Below are 17952 nucleotides of genomic sequence, written 5' to 3' on the forward strand. Positions count from 1 at the left end.
GGCGCGTTGCCCCAGGCATCGTTGGCGGTGGCCTTGCCACGGCGCAGGTGCGATTCGTCGACCACGTCGTCGTGCAACAGCGTCGAGGTATGCATGAACTCGATCAGCGTGGCCAGGGTCACGTGGCGATCGCCAGGGTAGTCCAGCGAGCGCGCCGCGAGCAGCACGAGCAGAGGGCGCAGCCGTTTGCCACCGCTTTCGATGATGTAGTGGCCAATGGTTTCGACGAGGGGAACCCGGGAAGCCAGTTGGGCGAGAATGGTACGGTCGACGGCGGCGAAATCGTCCGCGACCGCCGCATGGATAGGCGATGCGTTGGGCTGCATGGGTCGGCTTGTCGCAATAAGGGGTTGGGCCGCCTCTTATTGCGGCCTTGGGCTCGGGCTATGCTAGGTGGCCCCCTGGGAGGCGTCAAGGCGCATGCCAGGGTCTCGCAAGGCCGCGTCAGTGATGGCGTGAAAGACGCTTGCCCGGTATGCCCGAGTGTCGCTATAATACGCGGCTCGACTCATCATGCTCCCTGTCAGATGGCTGCCGGAAGGGGCGCCACTCGCCGCAGGCCGATGAAGAGCGCAATCCCGATGAGTGCTGGAGAGTGACATGTACGCAGTAATCAAGAGCGGTGGTAAGCAGTACCGCGTTCAGGAAGGCCAGACCCTGAAGCTCGAGAAGCTGGAAGTGGCCACGGGTGACACCCTTGAGCTCGACCAGGTATTGCTGGTTGGCGATGATGACGACATCAAGGTCGGCGCGCCGCTGGTCGACGGTGCCAAGGTAACGGCAGAAGTCGTTTCCCATGGTCGCGGCGACAAGGTGCAGATCATCAAGTTCCGTCGCCGTAAGCACCAGATGCGTCGTCAAGGCCATCGTCAGTGGTTCACCGAAGTCAAGATCACCGGAATTTCCGCGTAAGCGATATTCCCTAGATAACGCGAGGTATTTGCAATGGCTCATAAAAAGGCTGCCGGTAGTTCTCGTAACGGTCGCGATAGCGAATCCAAACGCCTTGGTGTCAAGCTGTTCGGTGGCCAGGCGGCGACCGCCGGCAACATCATCGTGCGTCAGCGTGGCACCAAGTTCCACGCGGGCAGCGGCGTTGGCATCGGCAAGGATCACACCTTGTTCGCTCTGAATGAGGGCGTGATCAAGTTCGAGACCAAGGGTCCGAAAAACCGCAAGTTCGTGAGCGTCGTCTCCGCCTGAGACCGCCATGAACGGTGAAAGAAAAGGCCCCGCTCAGGCGGGGTCTTTTCGTATAGGGCGGCCGTAGCCGTCAGGAGAAGTGTCCATGCAATTCGTCGACGAAGCCTCGATCATTGTGGAGGCCGGCAAGGGCGGCAACGGCTGCCTGAGTTTCCGGCGCGAGAAGTACGTTCCCAAAGGCGGGCCGGACGGCGGCGACGGTGGGCACGGCGGTAGCGTCTACCTGATCGGTGACGATGCCCTCAATACGTTGATCGATTTCAAGTATCAGCGTTTCTACAAGGCGCCCAATGGGCAGCCGGGCCAAGGTCGTCAGATGAGCGGTCGCAACGGTGAGGACCTGCACGTCAAGGTGCCGGTGGGCACCACGGTGATCGACGAGGATACTCTCGAGGTGATCGCCGACGTGACCGAGGCCGGCCAGGTCGAGCTGGTGGCGCAGGCGGGCCGTCGAGGATTGGGCAATATCCACTTCAAGTCTTCCACCAACCGGGCGCCGCGTAAGACCACGCCGGGTACCGAGGGCGAGCGCCGCAACCTGCGCTTCGAGATGAAGGTAATGGCCGATGTAGGCTTGCTGGGCGTGCCCAATGCCGGCAAGTCGACGCTGATTCGTGCCGTCTCGGCCGCCAAGCCCAAGGTCGCCAACTATCCCTTTACTACGCTGGTACCCAACCTCGGAGTGGTCAAGCTGGGGACGCATGAGCATTTCGTGATGGCCGACGTGCCGGGGCTGATCGAAGGCGCCTCCGACGGTGCGGGGTTAGGGCTCAGGTTCCTCAAGCACCTGACTCGCACGCGGTTGCTGCTGCATGTCGTCGATGTGGCGCCGTTCGATGAAAGCGATCCCGTGGAGAGTGCGCGCGCCATCGCCCGCGAGCTCGAGCAATTTTCCACCACGCTGGCCGAACGCCCGCGCTGGCTGGTGCTCAACAAGCTCGACTTGCTCCCCGAGGACGAGCGCCAGGCCATGGTTGACGACATTATCGCGCGCCTGGAATGGACGGGGCCGGTGTTCCGGATTTCGGCGATCAGCAGTGAGGGCACCCAGCCGCTGGTGCAGGCGGCGCATCGCTGGCTGATCGAGCAGCGTCAGCTCGAGGCGGAAGACGAGGCGGCCTTCGAACATGAGCGCGAGATGCGCCGACGCATGGAAGAGGAAGCCGTGGCGCGTGCCGAAGCGCGCATGTCGCGCAAGCGCAAGCCGGCCCAGGAAGATGACGATGACTTCGACGATGACGATTACGACGTCGAGGTGGAATACGCCCCCTGAGTCGCGTCGAGAAGGGAGGAAAGCCGGTGAGTGAGTCGCAGATGACAAGCCGTGATGCCTTGCGTGGCGCGCGGCGGATCGTGATCAAGATCGGTAGCGCGCTGTTGACCAACGATGGCCGTGGCCTCGATGCCGAGGCCATCGGCGGTTGGGTCGATCAGATCGCCTCCCTGCATGCGCGCGGCGTCGAGGTCGTGTTGGTCTCCTCCGGGGCGGTGGCCGAGGGCATGGTGCGTCTGGGGTGGGCATCCCGGCCCTCGGCGGTTTATGAGCTGCAAGCGGCCGCTGCGGTGGGGCAGTCGGGCCTGTCGCAATGCTACGAGGGTCACTTCGCGCGGCATGGTCTGCGCAGCGCGCAAGTGCTGCTGACGCATGACGACCTGTCCGACCGCAAGCGTTATCTCAATGCGCGTTCGGCGTTGCGCACGCTGGTCGCACTGCGCGTGGTGCCGGTGGTCAACGAAAACGATACCGTGGTCACCGACGAGATCCGCTTCGGCGATAACGATACGCTGGGCGCGCTGGTGGCCAACCTTCTGGAAGCGGATGCGCTGATCCTGCTCACCGATCAGGAAGGCTTGTTCGATGCCGATCCGCGTCATGATCCCGCTGCGCGCTTGATCGACGAAGGACGTGCCGACGATCCCGCCCTGGCGGCGGTCGCCGGCGATGGCGGTGCCCTGGGGCGTGGCGGCATGGCAACCAAGGTGCGCGCCGCGCGCCTGGCAGCGCGGTCTGGCGCGTTGACGGTGATCGCCAGCGGTCGCCAGGAGGCGGTGCTCACACGGCTCGCCGAAGGCGAAGCGCTGGGCACGTTGTTGATGCCGGATCATGCGCCGTTGGCGGCACGCAAGCGGTGGCTTGCGGGGCAGCTTCAGGTACGCGGCACGCTGGTGCTCGACGCTGGCGCGGTCGAGGTATTGCAGCGCCATGGCTCAAGCTTGCTACCGGTGGGCGTGCGACGCACCGAGGGCACCTTCAAGCGCGGCGACATGGTGGTCTGTGTCAACGAGCAGGGTGAGCGGGTCGCCAAGGGGCTGGTCAACTACGGCAGCGACGAGGCACAGCGTATCGTGGGTCAGCCCAGTCATCGTATCGAAACGCTGCTCGGCTACATGGAATCACCGGAGCTCATTCATCGCGATAATCTAGTCATCATCTGAAGGGCATGATGTCGAGGAGGTAGGCGGCGAACCTGTAGCCGTTTCCAGGCGGACCATGCTAGAATGCTGCATCCTCTCAAACACGGCCCGTTGATGGGGCGCCTCGCGAGTGGCGATCCCGTTTTGGCCGATTCGCGTGAAGTAGTAAAAAATCATGTGAATCAATTTCTTACAGAATATGACTGTCAACATCTCTAAGGAGTAGACGGTGGCGAACACCAAACAGGCCCGTAAACGCGCCCGCCAAGCGGAACAGCGTCGTCAGCACAATGCCAGCCAACGCAGCATGGTGCGCACGTATATCAAGCGCGTCGTCAAGGCGATTCAAAGCGGCGATCACGGTCAGGCCATGATCGAGTTCAAGGCGGCACAGCCGGTCGTCGACCGCATTGCCGACAAGGACGCGATCTCCAAGCGCAAGGCTGCACGCATCAAGAGCCGTCTGAATACGCGAATTAAGGCCCTGGCTGCCTGAAGCCGGGACTTGGCGGCAACGCGTAAAAAAACCGGCTTCGGCCGGTTTTTTTGTAGGTGGCGCTTGGGCGTCGACTCCGGGTGCTTGGAGGTAGTCGGTGACGGATAAGCAATCGCAGGCAGCGCCGGAAGACGACGCGTCGCCAGCGGCGGAGGTGCGGCCTGCGGCGCGTGGCGGTCTGTTGCGCTCGGGGATGGTGGTCAGCACGATGACCATGCTCTCGCGTGTGCTAGGGCTGGCGCGTGACGTCGTGATCGCGGCCTTGTTCGGCGCCGGTAGCGGCGCGGATGCCTTCTTCGTCGCCTTCAAGATTCCCAACTTCATGCGCCGCCTGTTTGCCGAGGGCGCCTTCAACCAGGCGTTCATTCCGGTGCTCTCGGAGTATGCCACTCAGCGGACCCGCGAGGAGGTACGCGAGCTGCTCGATGCGGTAGCGGGCAGTCTTGGCGTGATACTCGCTCTGCTCAGCGCCGTGGCGATGCTGCTCGCGCCCTGGTTGGTGTGGCTGTTTGCGCCAGGCTTCAGCGCCGACCCGGGCAAGTTGGCGTTGACCGCCGACATGCTGCGGCTGACATTTCCCTATCTGTGGCTGATTTCGCTGACCGCCTTCGCGGGCAGCGTGCTCAACACTTGGAATCGCTTCGCCGTGCCGGCGTTTACCCCGGTGCTGCTCAACTTGTCGTTGATCGGCGCGGCCCTGGGGCTGACGCCCTGGATGCAGGACCCGGCCATGGCGCTGGCCTGGGGGGTGCTGATCGCGGGTGTCGTTCAACTGGGGTTTCAAGTGCCGTTTCTGGCACGTCTGGGGCTGACGCCACGCCCCTGGCCCAACTTCCGGCACCCGGGCGTGCGGCGCATTCTGGCGCTGATGGCGCCGGCGTTGTTCGGGGTGTCGGTGTCGCAGATCAATCTATTGCTGGATACCGTGCTGGCGTCGTTGCTGGCGTCGGGCAGCGTGTCCTGGCTCTATTACTCGGATCGCCTGGTAGAGTTGCCGCTGGGCGTTTTCGGTGTGGCACTGGGGACGGTGATTCTGCCGGCGCTCTCCAAGCGCCATGCCGAGCAGTCGCCGGCGCACTTCGCGAAGATGCTCGACTGGGCGTTGCGCGCGGTGCTGTTGATCGCGCTTCCTGCGGCCCTGGCTCTGGTGTTGCTGGCCGAGCCGTTGTTGGTGAGCCTGTTCCACTACGGGGCGATGACGGATCACGATATCGTGATGGCAGCGCGCAGCATGCGAGCCTATGCGTTGGGACTGTTGCCCTTTATGCTCATCAAGGTGCTGGCGCCGGGGTACTTCGCGCGCCAGGACACCACGACGCCGGTCAAGATCGGCATCGTGGCGATGGTCGCCAACATGGTCTTGAACCTGCTGTTGATCTGGCCGCTGGCACATGCCGGTCTGGCGTTGGCCACGGCACTGTCGGCGTTTCTCAATGCTGGCTTACTGGGCTGGGGATTACGGCGGCGTGGCGTACTGATGTTTCAGCCGGGGTGGGGACGCTACGCGTTGACACTGGGCGGCGGCTGCGTCGTCATGGGAGCCGGGCTTTGGTGGTTGTGCCCCGAATGGCATCAGTGGCTGGCTTGGGGCGTATGGCAGCGCGCGGCGACACTGCTGGGACTGACCCTGGGCGGTGCACTGGTCTATTTCGGGTGGCTGGCGCTGTGCGGGGTGCGCCTCAGGCATTTCCGCTTACGTGGCTGATGGTGGGGCCGGCATGGCGGATGGCTGTCAGTTGCCGCTCCCTTGGTTATAATCGAACGTTTCACCGGCATATGAACGGCATATGGAACTGATCAGAGGACTGCACAATCTGCGCGAGGCGGGCCCGTGCGTGGCGACGATCGGCAATTTCGATGGCGTGCATCGCGGTCATCAGGCGATCCTCGATCAGCTCAAGAGCCGCGCCACGGCGCTGGGGTTGCCGATGACGGTGGTCGTCTTCGAGCCCCAGCCACGCGAGTATTTTGCCGGCGAGCAGGCGCCGCCGCGGTTGAGCCGCCTGCGCGACAAGGTCGAGCTGCTGGGCGAATACGGCGCCGAACGCGTCGTCTGCCTGCCCTTCAATGCCGCTCTGCGGAGTCTGACGGCCGATGAGTTCATCGAGCGCGTGCTGATCCGGGGGCTGGGCGTCAAGCATCTTGTGGTGGGTGACGACTTTCGTTTCGGCTGTGACCGGGCGGGCGATTTCGCGTTGCTGCAACGCGTGGGCGAACGCCGTGGTTTTGAGGTCGAGCATACGCGTACCTTCGTCCTCGATGACGAGCGCGTCTCGAGCACCCGGGTGCGTACCTTGCTGGCCAGCGGCAACTTTGCCCAGGCCACGCGACTGTTGGGACGCCCTTACCAACTCTCGGGGCGTGTGGTCGCCGACCGGCAACTGGGGCGTACCATCGGCGTGCCCACCGCCAATCTGCCATTGACGTCGCGCTCCCTGGCATTACGCGGTATCTATGCTTGCGTCACGCGGCTGCCCGATGGCCGCGAGCTGCCGGGGGCGGCCAACATCGGTTGGCGGCCGACGGTGGGCAGCACACGGCCGGTGCTGGAGGTGCATCTGTTCGATTTCGACGGTGACCTCTATGGCCAGCGTCTCACGGTCGTGCCCTGCGCGCGGCTGCGAGGCGAGGTCAATTTTGCGGGGCTGGAGGCCCTGACGCGTCAGATTCATGCCGATCTGGCGCAGGCACGTCGCTACTTCCGCACGGCGACGCCGCTCGATGCTGCCGCGCTCGAGCTGCCGTGCGTTTCGACTGGCTGGACTTATCCGCTGGCCTCGGCGCCTCTGGCGCCCGAGCCTTCGACTTCCGACTCCTCGGCCGGCGTTCGTCCGGCTGACCAAGACGATGGCTGACCTTCCGCTATGAGCGATTACAAACACACCCTGAACCTCCCCGAAACCGACTTCCCCATGCGTGGCATGCTGCCCAAGCGTGAGCCGGGGCGGGTATCGCAATGGCAGGACATGAACCTCTATCAGCGCCTGCGCGAAGCGCGCGCCGGACGTGAGAGCTTCGTGCTGCACGATGGCCCTCCCTACGCCAACGGCAGCATTCATATCGGTCATGCCGTCAACAAGATCCTCAAGGATATCGTCGTCAAGTCGAAGGCACTGGCGGGTTTTGATGCCCCCTACGTGCCGGGTTGGGACTGCCATGGTTTGCCCATCGAGCATAAGGTGGAGACCACCCACGGCAAGCATCTCGCCGCCGGTGAGGCTCGTGATCTATGCCGCGAGTACGCGGGAGCGCAGATCGAAGCGCAGAAGACCGACTTCGTGCGTCTGGGGGTGATCGGCGACTGGGATCGTCCGTATCGCACCATGGACTTCGCCAACGAGGCGGGCGAGATCCGCGCGCTGGCCAAGATGGTCGAGGGCGGTTATGTCTTCAAGGGCTTGAAGCCGGTCAATTGGTGCTTCGATTGCGGCTCGGCGCTGGCCGAGGCGGAGGTCGAGTACGCCGATAAACAATCCGATGCCATCGATGTCGCCTTCACCGCCGCCGAGCCTGCCAAGCTGGCGGCGGCGTTCGGGCTCACCTCGCTCGACAAGCCGGCGGCGATCGTCATCTGGACCACCACGCCGTGGACCATTCCCGCCAACCAGGCGCTGAACGTACATCCCGACTTCAACTACGCACTGGTCGATACCGGTGAGCGGCTGTTGGTGCTCGCCGAGGACCTGGTCGAAAGCTGTATGGCGCGTTACGGCCTTGAGGGCGAGGTCGTGGCCACCACCACGGGGACGGCGTTTGATGCCCTGACATTTCATCATCCGTTCTACGAGCGCGTGGCACCGGTATATCTCGCCGATTACGTCACCGTGGAAGAGGGCAGCACCGGGATCGTTCACTCCGCGCCGTCGTACGGCCTGGATGACTTCATGACCTGCCGCGAGCACGGCATGAGCTTCGACGACATGCTCAATCCCGTGCAGGGCGACGGCGTATACCGCGATGACCTGCCGTTCTTCGGCGGCGAGATGATCTGGAAGGCCAATCCCCAGATCGTCGACAAGTTGCGTGAAGTGAATGCGCTGATGGTGCACACGCCGATCACGCACAGCTACATGCACTGCTGGCGCCACAAGACGCCGGTCATCTACCGTGCCACCGCGCAGTGGTTCGTGGGCATGGATCGCGAGGACGACGCGGGGCGCACCCTGCGCCAGCGCGCCTTGGAAGGCGTCGAGGCGACGCAGTTCGTGCCCGCCTGGGGCAAGGCGCGGCTGCATTCGATGATCGCCAACCGCCCCGACTGGTGCATCTCGCGGCAACGCAACTGGGGCGTGCCGATTCCGTTCTTCCTGCACAAGCAAACCGGGGAGTGGCATCCGCGCACCGTCGCACTGATGGAAGACGTCGCCAAGCGCGTCGAGGCCGAGGGGCTCGACGCCTGGTTCCGCCTCGATGCCCAGGAACTACTGGGTGACGAGGCTGGCGACTATGAGAAAGTCACCGATACCCTGGATGTGTGGTTCGATTCCGGCACCACGCACCGTCATGTGATGCGTGGCTCGCACCCGATGGGACACGACCACGGGCCGCGTGCCGACCTGTATCTCGAGGGCTCCGACCAGCATCGCGGCTGGTTCCATTCGTCGCTGCTCACTGGCTGTGCCATCGACGGTCACGCACCTTACAAGGCGCTGCTGACACACGGCTTCACCGTCGACGAAAAGGGCCGCAAGATGTCCAAGTCGATGGGCAACGTCATCGCCCCGCAGCAGGTGATGGATAAGCTGGGCGCCGATATCCTGCGCCTGTGGGTGGCGTCCACCGACTATTCCGGTGAGATGGCGGTTTCCGACGAGATCTTGAAGCGCACCGCCGATGTGTATCGTCGCATTCGCAACACTGCGCGCTTCTTGCTGGCCAACTTGAATGGCTTCGAACCCGCGCGTGACGGCGTGGCATTCGAGGACATGCTGGCCCTGGATCAGTGGGCGGTGGACCGTGCCGCGCAGCTTCAGCAGCGCATGCAGACGGCCTATGACGACTACCGCTTCCGTGACGTCTATCAGCAGGTGCACGATTTCTGCGCCCATGAGCTGGGTGGCTTCTACCTGGACGTGATCAAGGATCGCCAGTACACCACCCAGGCCGATTCGCTCGCGCGGCGCAGCTGCCAGACGGCGCTCTATCATGTGGTCGAGGCGCTGGTACGTTGGGTGGCGCCGATCCTGTCCTTCACCGCCGAGGAAATCTACGAGGCCATCCCCGGCGTACGCGGCGATAGTGTGCTGCTGGAGGAATACTACCCGCATCTAGCGACCCTGAAGGCGGATGCCAGCATGGGGCGTGAGTTCTGGACGCGGGTGCTCGAGGTCAAGCAGGCGGTCAACAAGTGCCTGGAAGACGCGCGTAACGCCAAGGTAATACGCAACAGTCTCGCTGCAGAGGTCACGCTCTACGCCGACGACGGCTTGCGCGAGACCTTGTCGCAGCTCGGCGATGAGTTGCGTTTCGTGCTGTTGACCAGCGAGGTGCATCTGGCGTCGCTGAACGCGGCGGGCAGCGAGCAGGCCGAGACCAGCGAGCTCGACGGCCTCAAGGTGGGCGTGATGGAAAGTCCGCACACCAAGTGCGAGCGCTGCTGGCATCATCGCGCGGATGTGGGGACGCATGCTGCTGATCCGAATCTGTGCGGCCGTTGCCTGAGCAACCTGCCCGACGGGCCGGGCGAAACGCGCCGCTATGCCTGACGCTGCTATGCCTGATGACGCATCATGGGCCATAGTGCCGCTTGATCATGACATGAGAGGCTCGAATGAACGACGCTGCAACGCCTGATCGACCGGTATCGCCGCCCATGCAGCGGCCTTTACGCTGGCTGTGGCTGGCGCTACTGGTGATCGTGCTGGATCTAGGCAGCAAATGGTTCGCCAGCACGTATTTGATCTATGCACAGCCGGTCGAATTATTGCCGGTGTTCAACTTCACGCTGCTGCACAACACCGGCGCGGCGTTCAGCTTCCTGGCCGATCACGCCGGGTGGCAGCGCTGGCTGTTCGCGGCCATCGCCCTCGGCGTGAGTATCGGTCTGACCATTTGGTTGACGCGTCTCAAGGCCGATGAACGCCTCTCGGCGGCGGCGATTGCGCTGGTGATCGGCGGGGCGCTGGGCAATCTCTACGACCGTCTGGTGCATGGCTACGTGGTCGACTTTCTGTCGTTTCATTGGCAGGGAAATTACTTCCCCGCCTTTAACTTGGCCGATACCGCCATCACCTTGGGGGCCATTGGCTTGATTCTGGCCTCCCTGCGTGACGGCCGACGACACACGGCAACATCCGATAAGAGAGACGCCCCATGAGTGAATACCGCATCGGCGATGGGATGGAAGTGACGTTGCATTTTACCGTCAAGCTGGAAGATGAGACGGTGATCGATTCCACCCGCGACAAGGCACCGGCGACGTTTCAGGTCGGCGATGGTAATCTGCCACCGGGGTTCGAGGCGCCGCTCAAGGACATGACCGAGGGCGAGACCGGCCGTTTTACCATCACCCCCGAGCACGCCTTCGGTCAGCACAATCCGCAGAACGTGCAGCGCCTGCCGCGCGACCAGTTCGACGACGATCTTGAAGTCGGTACGATGATGTCGTTCACCGACCCGGGGGGCGGCGAGTTACCCGGCGTCATCGCCGAGATCGACGAGCGCAATGTCGATGTAGACTTCAATCACCCGCTGGCGGGGCGTACCCTGACCTTCGAGGTGGAAGTGATCGAGGTTCATCCGGCCACGACCCATTAAGCTTTGACGGGCGCACGCCGCCCATCGATACGGTGCCACGGCGCATCGAGGCGAGGTAAGCATGCAAATCAAGCTGGCCAATCCACGCGGTTTCTGTGCCGGTGTCGACCGCGCCATCGAGATCGTCAATCGCGCGCTCGATGTGTTCGGGCCACCCATCTACGTGCGTCACGAAGTCGTCCACAACCGCTTCGTGGTGGATAGCCTGCGCGAGCGCGGCGCGGTATTCGTCGAGGAGTTGCACGAAATCCCCGACGACGTGATCGTCATCTTCTCCGCCCACGGCGTATCCCGCGCGGTCCAGCAAGAGGCCGAGCGGCGCGGGCTGCGCATCTTCGACGCCACCTGCCCACTGGTCACCAAGGTGCATATGGAAGTTCTGCGCTACGCCAAGCGTGGTCAGGAGTGCGTGCTCATCGGGCATGCCGGCCATCCCGAGGTCGAGGGCACCATGGGGCGCTACGATACGTCCTTCGGTGGGCAGATCCACCTCGTCGAAGACGAGCAGGACGTGGCGAAGCTCGAGGTCAACGACCCCGAGCGGCTGGCGTTCGTCACCCAGACCACGTTGTCCATGGATGACACCTCAAGGGTCATCGACGCCCTGCGCGAGAAGTTTCCACGTATCGACGGGCCGCGCAAGGACGACATCTGCTACGCCACCCAGAACCGCCAGGACGCCGTGCGCGAATTGGCCAGCGAAAGCCAACTGGTGCTGGTGGTGGGCAGCCCCAACAGCTCCAATTCCAACCGTCTGCGTGAACTGGCCGAGCGCACCGGTACGCCGGCGTATCTGATCGACACCGCCGAGCAGATTCGCCCCGAGTGGGTAGAGGGTGTGGGCACCATCGGCATCACGGCCGGCGCCAGCGCCCCGGAAGTCCTCGTTCAGGCGGTCATCGACCGGCTCAAGTCGCTCGGCGCCGAGGACCCCGATGAGCTCGCGGGGCAGGCAGAAGACATCACCTTCTCCATGCCCCAGGAACTGCGCGAGCAGGTGATCGCCAGCGCGTGAGGCGCGTCGCTCTTTCGGTGTGACGTGAGCGTTACAATTCGTTGCAAAGTACGCTACATTGATAAAGCGCATGGGGCGTTGCCCCATGCCGCGTACGTAACGCGCCGCTTCACCGATCAGGAAGACGTACGTGCCGCATTGTGCTTATCGCCTTCGCCACGTGTCGCATAGCCGTGGTTTCTCCCTTCTCGAATTGCTGATCGTGCTGGTGATCTTCGCGATCATGGCAAGCATCGCCGTGCCCAGCTTTCAGTCCTTGCGCCAGCACCAACAGCTCACCGACGCCAGCAACGAATTGGTCGCCGCACTGCGCCTGGCGCGCGGCGAAGCCATCATGCGCGAAGACGAGGTTACGCTGAGCGCAGTCGAAGACGATGACTGGGCGCAAGGCTGGCGCATAGAGGTCGACGAGGATAATAAAACGATTGCCGTCCACCAGCCGCTACCTGATCGACTCAGCGTGGAAGATAACGATGCCCGGTCGCCAATTGTCTTTGACTCCTTGGGATATCCGACCGGTAACAAGGCTGAGTGGCGTCTCCACCTTCGAGGTCAGGAGCCTTTGGATGATATGCCACGAGTATGCATGAGCGCGATTGGGCGTGCCTATGTCGCAGATCCAGACGACGAAAATGATGGGGAGTGCGACGCATGATCGAATCGCCGATGCAACGTCTTCCCCATCGCCAGCGCGGCTTCGGCCTGATCGAAGTGCTGGTAGCGCTGACCATTCTCTCCATCGGTATGCTCGGGCTCGCCGCCATGCAGCTCAATTCGCTGCACGCTTCCCGCGAGAGTCTCAATACGACAATCGCCACCATCATGGTCCGAGATATGAACGAACGCGCCTGGGCGCAGCAGGATAAGGGTGAGGCTTCTTGTAAAGAGCATCTTGAGGAGCTTGTGGGTGATTGGAAAGACTATGTCACAAAAAATGCCTCGATGCCTGATGTAGTACCCAAGAGAGAAGATTTGACCAAAGAAAGCTCTAACTCAGTAAATGGACGCTACTATGCCCTGACTATTGAGTGGGGCAGTGAAGACGATAACCACGTGGAACTCGTGTCTTTCTTGCCGTGTAAGTCGGAGCCCGAGGATGAATAATCAACACCAAAGAGGCTTCACGCTGATCGAAATGATGATTAGCATGTTTATCGGCCTCATTATCCTTGGTGGTACTATCACGGCTTATCAGACGATCAGCGATGTGCGCGAATATCGCGATAACAACTACAAGCTGCAAGATGAACTGATGTATATACACAGAGAGCTGTCTTCATCGGTCAAAGTGGCGAAGTCTATCAAAGTGAGCGAGAAGGAGAATAAGCTTATCTTGGAGTCATATACAGGTGAAGATATAAGTCAAATAAGATGTCCTGGATCTGATAATGGTAGTGATCGCATCGAGTGGATGACGGATGTGGATGGCGAGTGGCTTACGTGCAATGGTCAGGAAGTGCTGTGGTTGAAGGCTCCAGGCATTACCAGTGTACGATTTGGTGATGAAGGTGATTCAGTGTGTGACGATGCCTCGAGTCCATGCGTGCGTGTCACGTTGAAGTACAAACCATGCCGCGAAAAAGATGAGTGTGATGTACAAACTCTAAGCTTTAATCTTGTCTCTCGTGCCACGTCTGATAGGGATGGTGGTTAGTGATGCGTCTTCATAAGCAATCCGGCTTCGTGCTTGTCATTGGGTTGATGCTGCTGACGGTGGCATCTGGGGCTGTTATTTCCGGCATGTCCGTCAATAAATATCAAGAGCGCCAAGCGGGTAATTATGTGCGCACTAATAATTATGAGGCGGGCGCGGACGAGGCTTTTCGCCGCTTTGAAAATTATGAAGCAGATTCTGGAAGTGATGATAAAAAAGGATGGGCTGAAGATATTAGGGCAGTAGTGGAAGACAGGCTTGGTGGTTCCGAGAAAGGTACGATCATTTTTCCCCGTGAGGACGACGAGAACTGGCTTCCTAGCGATGAACGTGAGAAAAGAGCACGGGAGCGCAATGGGGAAGAGGAGCAGGATGAAGATGGTGGTGATGAAGATATTAAGTACGCTTTTACTCGAGCAGGAATTAAAGAGGTCGTAAAGCTCGAAGGCGATAGAGTAAAGGTGGCTTTTTGGGGTGAGAAAAGGCTGAGTGGCTATGATGAGAATGACGCTTCCGAAGATAATAATGGGCGCGATGTGTTACAGGCCGTTTACTCTATAAATAATGATGAGAAATCCAATGATGCCTACCAAGACGTGTTGCTAGGCTGCGAGGGGGTTCAGGTCAGTGGCGGAGGGGGAATTAATGGTAATGTTCGAACGTTGCAGCCAGGTGCCGGAGTGAGGCTTAGCGGTGATGCCAATGTTGATGGCAACGTAACAACAATGGGCACGCTATACACCGATAGCAGCATCACAGGCAACATTCTTGCCGGTGATGATATCACTTTGGATGCAGGGGGGGGGTATGCTTATGGTGGCTCCATCGCTACAACGGGAAGCGTTTTTTTTGAAAATTCGGCGCCTGCCAAGGGGGATGTCTCGGCCAACGGTGATGTTGAATTCAACAATGCTGCTACGGTCACAGGTAATGTTTCGGTGGGCGGTAAAGTCATATTTAGCAACAGTTCGGCTTACGTGAGCGGCGACATCGAATCGGAGGAAGGGACTGTCAATACTGCAAACGGAAAAGAGATCGATAAGTTTGCTGGTGGTTCGGTCAAGGTCGTTAGTCATACACCGGTCTCTTCGGTGAATGGTGGTGAATGCAATCCGCAAGTTTTCTCCGATAATAAAAACACCCTCGCCGAGGAAATGGATAACCTGCTTGCAACAGTGGCCACTGATGCAATGGGGGCCAATAAGGATATCGTCGTGGGTAATTATCCGATAGGGGATGGTTCGTTGTCCCCCAACGGTCTCACGGCATTCGATAAGACCTGGAATGTTGAGAAGGATGTAATCCTGGCGGAGGCGACTACGGCCGACATGCCAACCTTCGACAAGCCGGTGCCCGTTGTCCGCACGCAGGATCTTACTCTTAAGAATGGTGAACTCAATGTTAGTGGGGGCGATGTGGTGTTGCTGGTTGATGGCGATCTCACCCTTGGATCCGGCGGAGGAAAGGGGCTGACCATCGATCAAGGCAGTACGCTGACGATTTTCGTGACCGGCGAGACTCACATCAAGAGCTCCACCCAAATGGCGAGCGTGCAGGCCACGACCAATGGGCGTTCCACCTTGTCTCTTTACTCCACCTATGAGGATAGTGGCTCTTACAGTAAAGGCGTGTTGATCGACGGCAGTGCCCAGGCGCTGGCAAATGTCTATGCGCCATATGCCAATGTTTCCGTTACTGCCGGCGGTGGTCTACGCGGTTCGGCAAGAGGTAAGACCGTTACTGTCGGTGGTGGTGGGGAGATCGAGTATGTGCCCAGATCGACCTCAGGAGGCGGTGACGAAAGTGGTGAAAACCGCGGTGACAACGATAGTGGTTGGAAGCTGGTGGGACTCTCGTATGGCACTGTTGATGACTGAGTCATCGCGCGCAGGCGGTGTCTCCATCGGGTAGACGTTCGATGCGTACTCGTCCGCCGCGGCTCAATACGATCCGCCGTGCCGGTGTCGTCGCCTTGGCCGTGCAGAGATAGAAGCTGCCGATCTGAAAGCTGCCGGAGGCGCGGATCGAGTAGCCGTTTGGTGCGTAACGCACGTAGCGCCGCAAGGGTTGGTTGGCGTGCAGTCGGAGTCCGCCCGGCGGTGGGCCTCCCGCGCGTAACGTCGGTTCCTCAGATGATTGCTCGCCATCGTCGTCGCGATCGGCGAATATTCGCCAGCCCTTTTCCCACCCTTCCTGTTCGCTGATCATCATCACCGGCACGCCTTGGCGAATGGCTTCGCTGCGGGTGTAGTAGAGCGCCTGATAAAGCGTGTGGCTGGCGGCCTGCAAGCGTTGATCGCGCAGCAAGTGACCCATGGCGGGGACGCCCTGGGTGGTGAGCACGCCGACGATGACGATGATCACGAGCAACTCGAGCAGTGTCATTCCTCGCATGCGCCACGATGTCGAATGCATCGATTGCCTTTCTTTGTATTAGAAATTACTTTATATATTTATAAAGTAGTCTTGCCAGTCGAGCAAATACGATGCGGGTGACACACAGGAACGTGCGGTGCCGGCTTGGATGTGCGTCGGGTTTCAGCCTGATCGAAGTGCTGATCACGCTGTTCATTCTGTCCTTCGGCATGCTGGGGCTGGCGTCCACTCAGGCTCAGGCACTGCGCGCCCAGCGGCATGCCGATGCCCAGTCTCAGGCGGTACAGCGGGTGGGAGCCATGCTCGAACGTTTGCGCATCGACCGCCACGCTGCGCTGGCTGGCGCCTACGACCAGCCGTGCAGTGACGACCCCGCCAGTGCCGCATCGGCCCAGGTGCACACCTGGCTGAGGGGTGTCGTGAACGCGCTTCCCCAGGCGCAAGGCTGCATCTCGGTGATGGGCGATGACGACCTGGCGACGGCGACGGTGGAGGTGATCTGGCGAGCGCCCCGTGCGCGCTGGAGCGATGACGATGGGCAGCAGCAATATCGATTACAGACCCGGCTTTGAGCGGTCCAATCCGAGGCGACGGCGTCAACGCGGGGTGTCGCTGATCGAGTTGATGGTGAGCCTGGCACTGAGCATGATCGTGCTGCTCGGCGTCATCGACCTGTTCATCGCTTATCAGCAGCAGTATCGCCTGCAGACGCAACTGGCCCAGATGCAGGAAAGTGGCCGCTTCGTCACTGACGTGCTGACGCGGGAGCTACGCAAGGCCGGGTATTCGTCATGGAAGCGCGATCAGACCTTTCCAGCGACGCCGTATTTCGAGCAAGGCGCCATCGTCGCGGGGAGCGACAGTACCTTGCGGGTCCGCTACTACGGTAGCGACGATGGCGCCATACAGAATTGCCTGGGCGGGCGTCTCGAGAGCGGTGAAGATTCGCGTGCGCGTTTTTCGCTGAGAGAGGACGGTGGGGTGGACTGCGCGGTGGGTAACAGCTCGCCGCAGCCCTTGGATGCACTTGTAGCTGACTGGGCGCTGCGTTATTTCGTCGAGGGTGGCTGGCATCGCGCTACGGGCGTTGGCGACTGGGCCAGCGTCAAGGGCGTGAGCATCGAGCTACTGGTCGCTTCGCAACAGGATGGGCTCGTCGACGCGGCCTCGACGTATGTCTTCGACGGCGAAACCGTCACGGCGACGGATCATCGCCTGTATCGGGTGTATACCACCAGCGTGGCGTTGCGCAATGTACTCTCGCCACCGCTTGTCACCTCGCAGGATGAGGCGTCATCGTGAGCCTCAACGGCCCCTATCGGGAACGGGGCATGACGCTGGTCGTCGCGCTGATTCTGCTGATGGCGATGACGGCGTTGGGGCTCGCCGGCTTGCAGAGTGCAGTCCTGCAGGAGCGCATGGCACGCAATGTCATGGATCGCCAAGTGGCGTTTCAAGCGGCGCAGGCGGCCTTGGCAGAAGGTGAATGGCGATTGCGTCACGCGGATTACACACTGCCCGATGCCCAAGGCGACTGCACGGCGCCGGATTGCCTGACGCCGCAGCCATCGCATGCTAGCCAATGGCCGGCCGCGCGCTGGAGACGTGACGGTGTGGCATATGGTGACAGCGGCGCCCAGTCACTCGCAGGTGTCAGCGAGTCGCCGCGTGTGACGTTCTCGCTGCTGGCGAGTGTGTGTCCTAAGGCCGGCGCGTCCTGCCAAGTGCGTGTCGAGATGACCGCGTTCGGCTGGGGTTCGCGTCCGGTGACGCATGCGCTACTCGAGCGTCGCGTCACATTGATGCTGCCCCGCGCGGCGGGCGAGACGTTGATTCAAGCCCAGCAGGCGCAGGCCGATAATGACGACACACGCGTTACCTCCTTTTCCGAAGGGCCCTTTCGTCCGGCGTGGCGTGAGGTCTTGCATTGAACGTCGTACTTTTTGCTTTCCTGAATTCAACTAATAAGTGCAGCACCTGCGGTATCTAAGGCCCCTGAGTATTCCCCTAGGAAAACCTGTGCCGGTGTCCGATAAT

20 protein-coding genes are annotated in these 17952 nt (G+C 61.1%); 18 read left to right on the top strand and 2 right to left on the bottom strand.

The genetic code is table 11. The features are described 5' to 3' along the window. Positions 1 to 326: polyprenyl synthetase family protein (locus tag L1073_RS16695; protein ID WP_246901268.1), on the bottom strand; the 326-nt coding region annotated here is incomplete at its 3' end. A gap of 274 nt (positions 327 to 600) precedes the next feature. Here L1073_RS16695 and rplU point away from each other — a divergent pair. The 15 genes from rplU to L1073_RS16770 all read left to right on the top strand — a co-directional run bounded on the left by rplU (position 601) and on the right by L1073_RS16770 (position 15416). Then, positions 601 to 912 (top strand): 50S ribosomal protein L21, encoded by a 312-nt coding sequence (gene rplU, locus L1073_RS16700; protein ID WP_246901271.1) that lies wholly within the window; start codon positions 601 to 603, stop codon positions 910 to 912. Between the two features lie 33 nt (positions 913 to 945). Beyond that, complete coding sequence (gene rpmA, locus L1073_RS16705) at positions 946 to 1203, top strand: 50S ribosomal protein L27 (protein ID WP_040239264.1); 258 nt, start codon at positions 946 to 948, stop codon at positions 1201 to 1203. 85 nt (positions 1204 to 1288) lie between these two features. Further along, a complete protein-coding gene (gene cgtA, locus L1073_RS16710) occupies positions 1289 to 2476 on the top strand; it encodes an Obg family GTPase CgtA (RefSeq protein WP_246901278.1) in 1188 nt (395 codons plus the stop codon). Between the two features lie 41 nt (positions 2477 to 2517). After that, a complete protein-coding gene (proB, locus tag L1073_RS16715; RefSeq protein WP_246901303.1) occupies positions 2518 to 3639 on the top strand; it encodes a glutamate 5-kinase in 1122 nt (373 codons plus the stop codon). Between the two features lie 208 nt (positions 3640 to 3847). After that, positions 3848 to 4114: a 30S ribosomal protein S20 gene (rpsT, locus tag L1073_RS16720; RefSeq protein ID WP_246901280.1), complete on the top strand. Its 267-nt coding sequence runs from the start codon at positions 3848 to 3850 to the stop codon at positions 4112 to 4114. 97 nt (positions 4115 to 4211) lie between these two features. Beyond that, a complete protein-coding gene (gene murJ, locus L1073_RS16725) occupies positions 4212 to 5819 on the top strand; it encodes a murein biosynthesis integral membrane protein MurJ (protein ID WP_425531597.1) in 1608 nt (535 codons plus the stop codon). 82 nt (positions 5820 to 5901) lie between these two features. Continuing rightward, positions 5902 to 6969 carry a bifunctional riboflavin kinase/FAD synthetase gene (ribF, locus tag L1073_RS16730; RefSeq protein ID WP_246901282.1) on the top strand — a complete coding sequence of 356 codons (1068 nt, stop codon included), beginning with the start codon at positions 5902 to 5904 and terminating at the stop codon, positions 6967 to 6969. A gap of 9 nt (positions 6970 to 6978) precedes the next feature. Next, positions 6979 to 9819 carry an isoleucine--tRNA ligase gene (gene ileS / locus L1073_RS16735; RefSeq protein ID WP_246901284.1) on the top strand — a complete coding sequence of 947 codons (2841 nt, stop codon included), beginning with the start codon at positions 6979 to 6981 and terminating at the stop codon, positions 9817 to 9819. Between the two features lie 65 nt (positions 9820 to 9884). Continuing rightward, positions 9885 to 10430 (top strand): signal peptidase II, encoded by a 546-nt coding sequence (gene lspA, locus L1073_RS16740; protein WP_246901285.1) that lies wholly within the window; start codon positions 9885 to 9887, stop codon positions 10428 to 10430. Next, complete coding sequence (fkpB, locus tag L1073_RS16745; protein WP_246901287.1) at positions 10427 to 10870, top strand: FKBP-type peptidyl-prolyl cis-trans isomerase; 444 nt, start codon at positions 10427 to 10429, stop codon at positions 10868 to 10870. Before lspA ends, fkpB begins: the two co-directional genes overlap by 4 nt. Before the next feature lie 61 nt (positions 10871 to 10931). Continuing rightward, a complete protein-coding gene (gene ispH, locus L1073_RS16750; protein ID WP_246901288.1) occupies positions 10932 to 11885 on the top strand; it encodes a 4-hydroxy-3-methylbut-2-enyl diphosphate reductase in 954 nt (317 codons plus the stop codon). 130 nt (positions 11886 to 12015) lie between these two features. Further along, positions 12016 to 12540, top strand: coding sequence for a GspH/FimT family pseudopilin (locus L1073_RS16755; protein WP_246901290.1), 525 nt, complete (start codon positions 12016 to 12018; stop codon positions 12538 to 12540). After that, complete coding sequence (gene pilV / locus L1073_RS16760) at positions 12537 to 12989, top strand: type IV pilus modification protein PilV (protein ID WP_246901292.1); 453 nt, start codon at positions 12537 to 12539, stop codon at positions 12987 to 12989. The genes L1073_RS16755 and pilV (L1073_RS16760) overlap by 4 nt, the downstream gene beginning before the upstream one ends. Then, the gene (locus L1073_RS16765) at positions 12982 to 13539 is read left to right on the top strand and encodes a PilW family protein (protein WP_246901293.1); all 558 of its coding nucleotides are present in this window, start codon (positions 12982 to 12984) and stop codon (positions 13537 to 13539) included. Before pilV (L1073_RS16760) ends, L1073_RS16765 begins: the two co-directional genes overlap by 8 nt. A gap of 2 nt (positions 13540 to 13541) precedes the next feature. Beyond that, positions 13542 to 15416: a polymer-forming cytoskeletal protein gene (locus L1073_RS16770; protein WP_246901295.1), complete on the top strand. Its 1875-nt coding sequence runs from the start codon at positions 13542 to 13544 to the stop codon at positions 15414 to 15416. A 1-nt stretch (position 15417) separates the two neighbouring features. Here L1073_RS16770 and L1073_RS16775 read toward each other — a convergent pair whose 3' ends face one another. Further along, the gene (locus L1073_RS16775; protein WP_246901296.1) at positions 15418 to 15954 is read right to left on the bottom strand and encodes a GspH/FimT family pseudopilin; all 537 of its coding nucleotides are present in this window, start codon (positions 15952 to 15954) and stop codon (positions 15418 to 15420) included. 71 nt (positions 15955 to 16025) lie between these two features. Between L1073_RS16775 and pilV (L1073_RS16780) the strand changes: the two genes are divergently transcribed. From pilV (L1073_RS16780) to L1073_RS16790, 3 genes are read left to right on the top strand one after another with little or no spacing between them, the layout of a single operon-like run. Next, entirely contained in the window at positions 16026 to 16487 is a 462-nt protein-coding gene (gene pilV, locus L1073_RS16780; protein ID WP_246901297.1) for a type IV pilus modification protein PilV, read from the top strand. Further along, the gene (locus tag L1073_RS16785) at positions 16450 to 17217 is read left to right on the top strand and encodes a PilW family protein (RefSeq protein ID WP_246901299.1); all 768 of its coding nucleotides are present in this window, start codon (positions 16450 to 16452) and stop codon (positions 17215 to 17217) included. The genes pilV (L1073_RS16780) and L1073_RS16785 overlap by 38 nt, the downstream gene beginning before the upstream one ends. Continuing rightward, positions 17214 to 17846 (top strand): pilus assembly PilX family protein, encoded by a 633-nt coding sequence (locus L1073_RS16790; RefSeq protein ID WP_246901301.1) that lies wholly within the window; start codon positions 17214 to 17216, stop codon positions 17844 to 17846. The genes L1073_RS16785 and L1073_RS16790 overlap by 4 nt, the downstream gene beginning before the upstream one ends. The last annotated feature ends 106 nt before the right edge of the window (positions 17847 to 17952 follow it).

The sequence above is a fragment of the Chromohalobacter nigrandesensis genome, assembly GCF_023061285.1.
GTDB lineage: Bacteria > Pseudomonadota > Gammaproteobacteria > Pseudomonadales > Halomonadaceae > Chromohalobacter > Chromohalobacter nigrandesensis.

What these genes read in the sequence shown, in the direction of transcription:
- proB (WP_246901303.1), top strand. Translation starts at nt 2,518, where the DNA reads ATGACAAGCCGTGATGCCTTGCGTGGCGCGCGGCGGATCGTGATCAAG.
- ispH (WP_246901288.1), top strand. Translation starts at nt 10,932, where the DNA reads ATGCAAATCAAGCTGGCCAATCCACGCGGTTTCTGTGCCGGTGTCGAC.
- fkpB (WP_246901287.1), top strand. Translation starts at nt 10,427, where the DNA reads ATGAGTGAATACCGCATCGGCGATGGGATGGAAGTGACGTTGCATTTT.
- rplU (WP_246901271.1), top strand. Translation starts at nt 601, where the DNA reads ATGTACGCAGTAATCAAGAGCGGTGGTAAGCAGTACCGCGTTCAGGAA.
- L1073_RS16770 (WP_246901295.1), top strand. Translation starts at nt 13,542, where the DNA reads ATGCGTCTTCATAAGCAATCCGGCTTCGTGCTTGTCATTGGGTTGATG.
- ileS (WP_246901284.1), top strand. Translation starts at nt 6,979, where the DNA reads ATGAGCGATTACAAACACACCCTGAACCTCCCCGAAACCGACTTCCCC.
- L1073_RS16775 (WP_246901296.1), bottom strand. Translation starts at nt 15,954, where the DNA reads ATGCATTCGACATCGTGGCGCATGCGAGGAATGACACTGCTCGAGTTG.
- lspA (WP_246901285.1), top strand. Translation starts at nt 9,885, where the DNA reads ATGAACGACGCTGCAACGCCTGATCGACCGGTATCGCCGCCCATGCAG.
- L1073_RS16785 (WP_246901299.1), top strand. Translation starts at nt 16,450, where the DNA reads ATGGGCAGCAGCAATATCGATTACAGACCCGGCTTTGAGCGGTCCAAT.
- L1073_RS16765 (WP_246901293.1), top strand. Translation starts at nt 12,982, where the DNA reads ATGAATAATCAACACCAAAGAGGCTTCACGCTGATCGAAATGATGATT.
- pilV (WP_246901297.1), top strand. Translation starts at nt 16,026, where the DNA reads ATGCGGGTGACACACAGGAACGTGCGGTGCCGGCTTGGATGTGCGTCG.
- ribF (WP_246901282.1), top strand. Translation starts at nt 5,902, where the DNA reads ATGGAACTGATCAGAGGACTGCACAATCTGCGCGAGGCGGGCCCGTGC.
- pilV (WP_246901292.1), top strand. Translation starts at nt 12,537, where the DNA reads ATGATCGAATCGCCGATGCAACGTCTTCCCCATCGCCAGCGCGGCTTC.
- cgtA (WP_246901278.1), top strand. Translation starts at nt 1,289, where the DNA reads ATGCAATTCGTCGACGAAGCCTCGATCATTGTGGAGGCCGGCAAGGGC.
- rpmA (WP_040239264.1), top strand. Translation starts at nt 946, where the DNA reads ATGGCTCATAAAAAGGCTGCCGGTAGTTCTCGTAACGGTCGCGATAGC.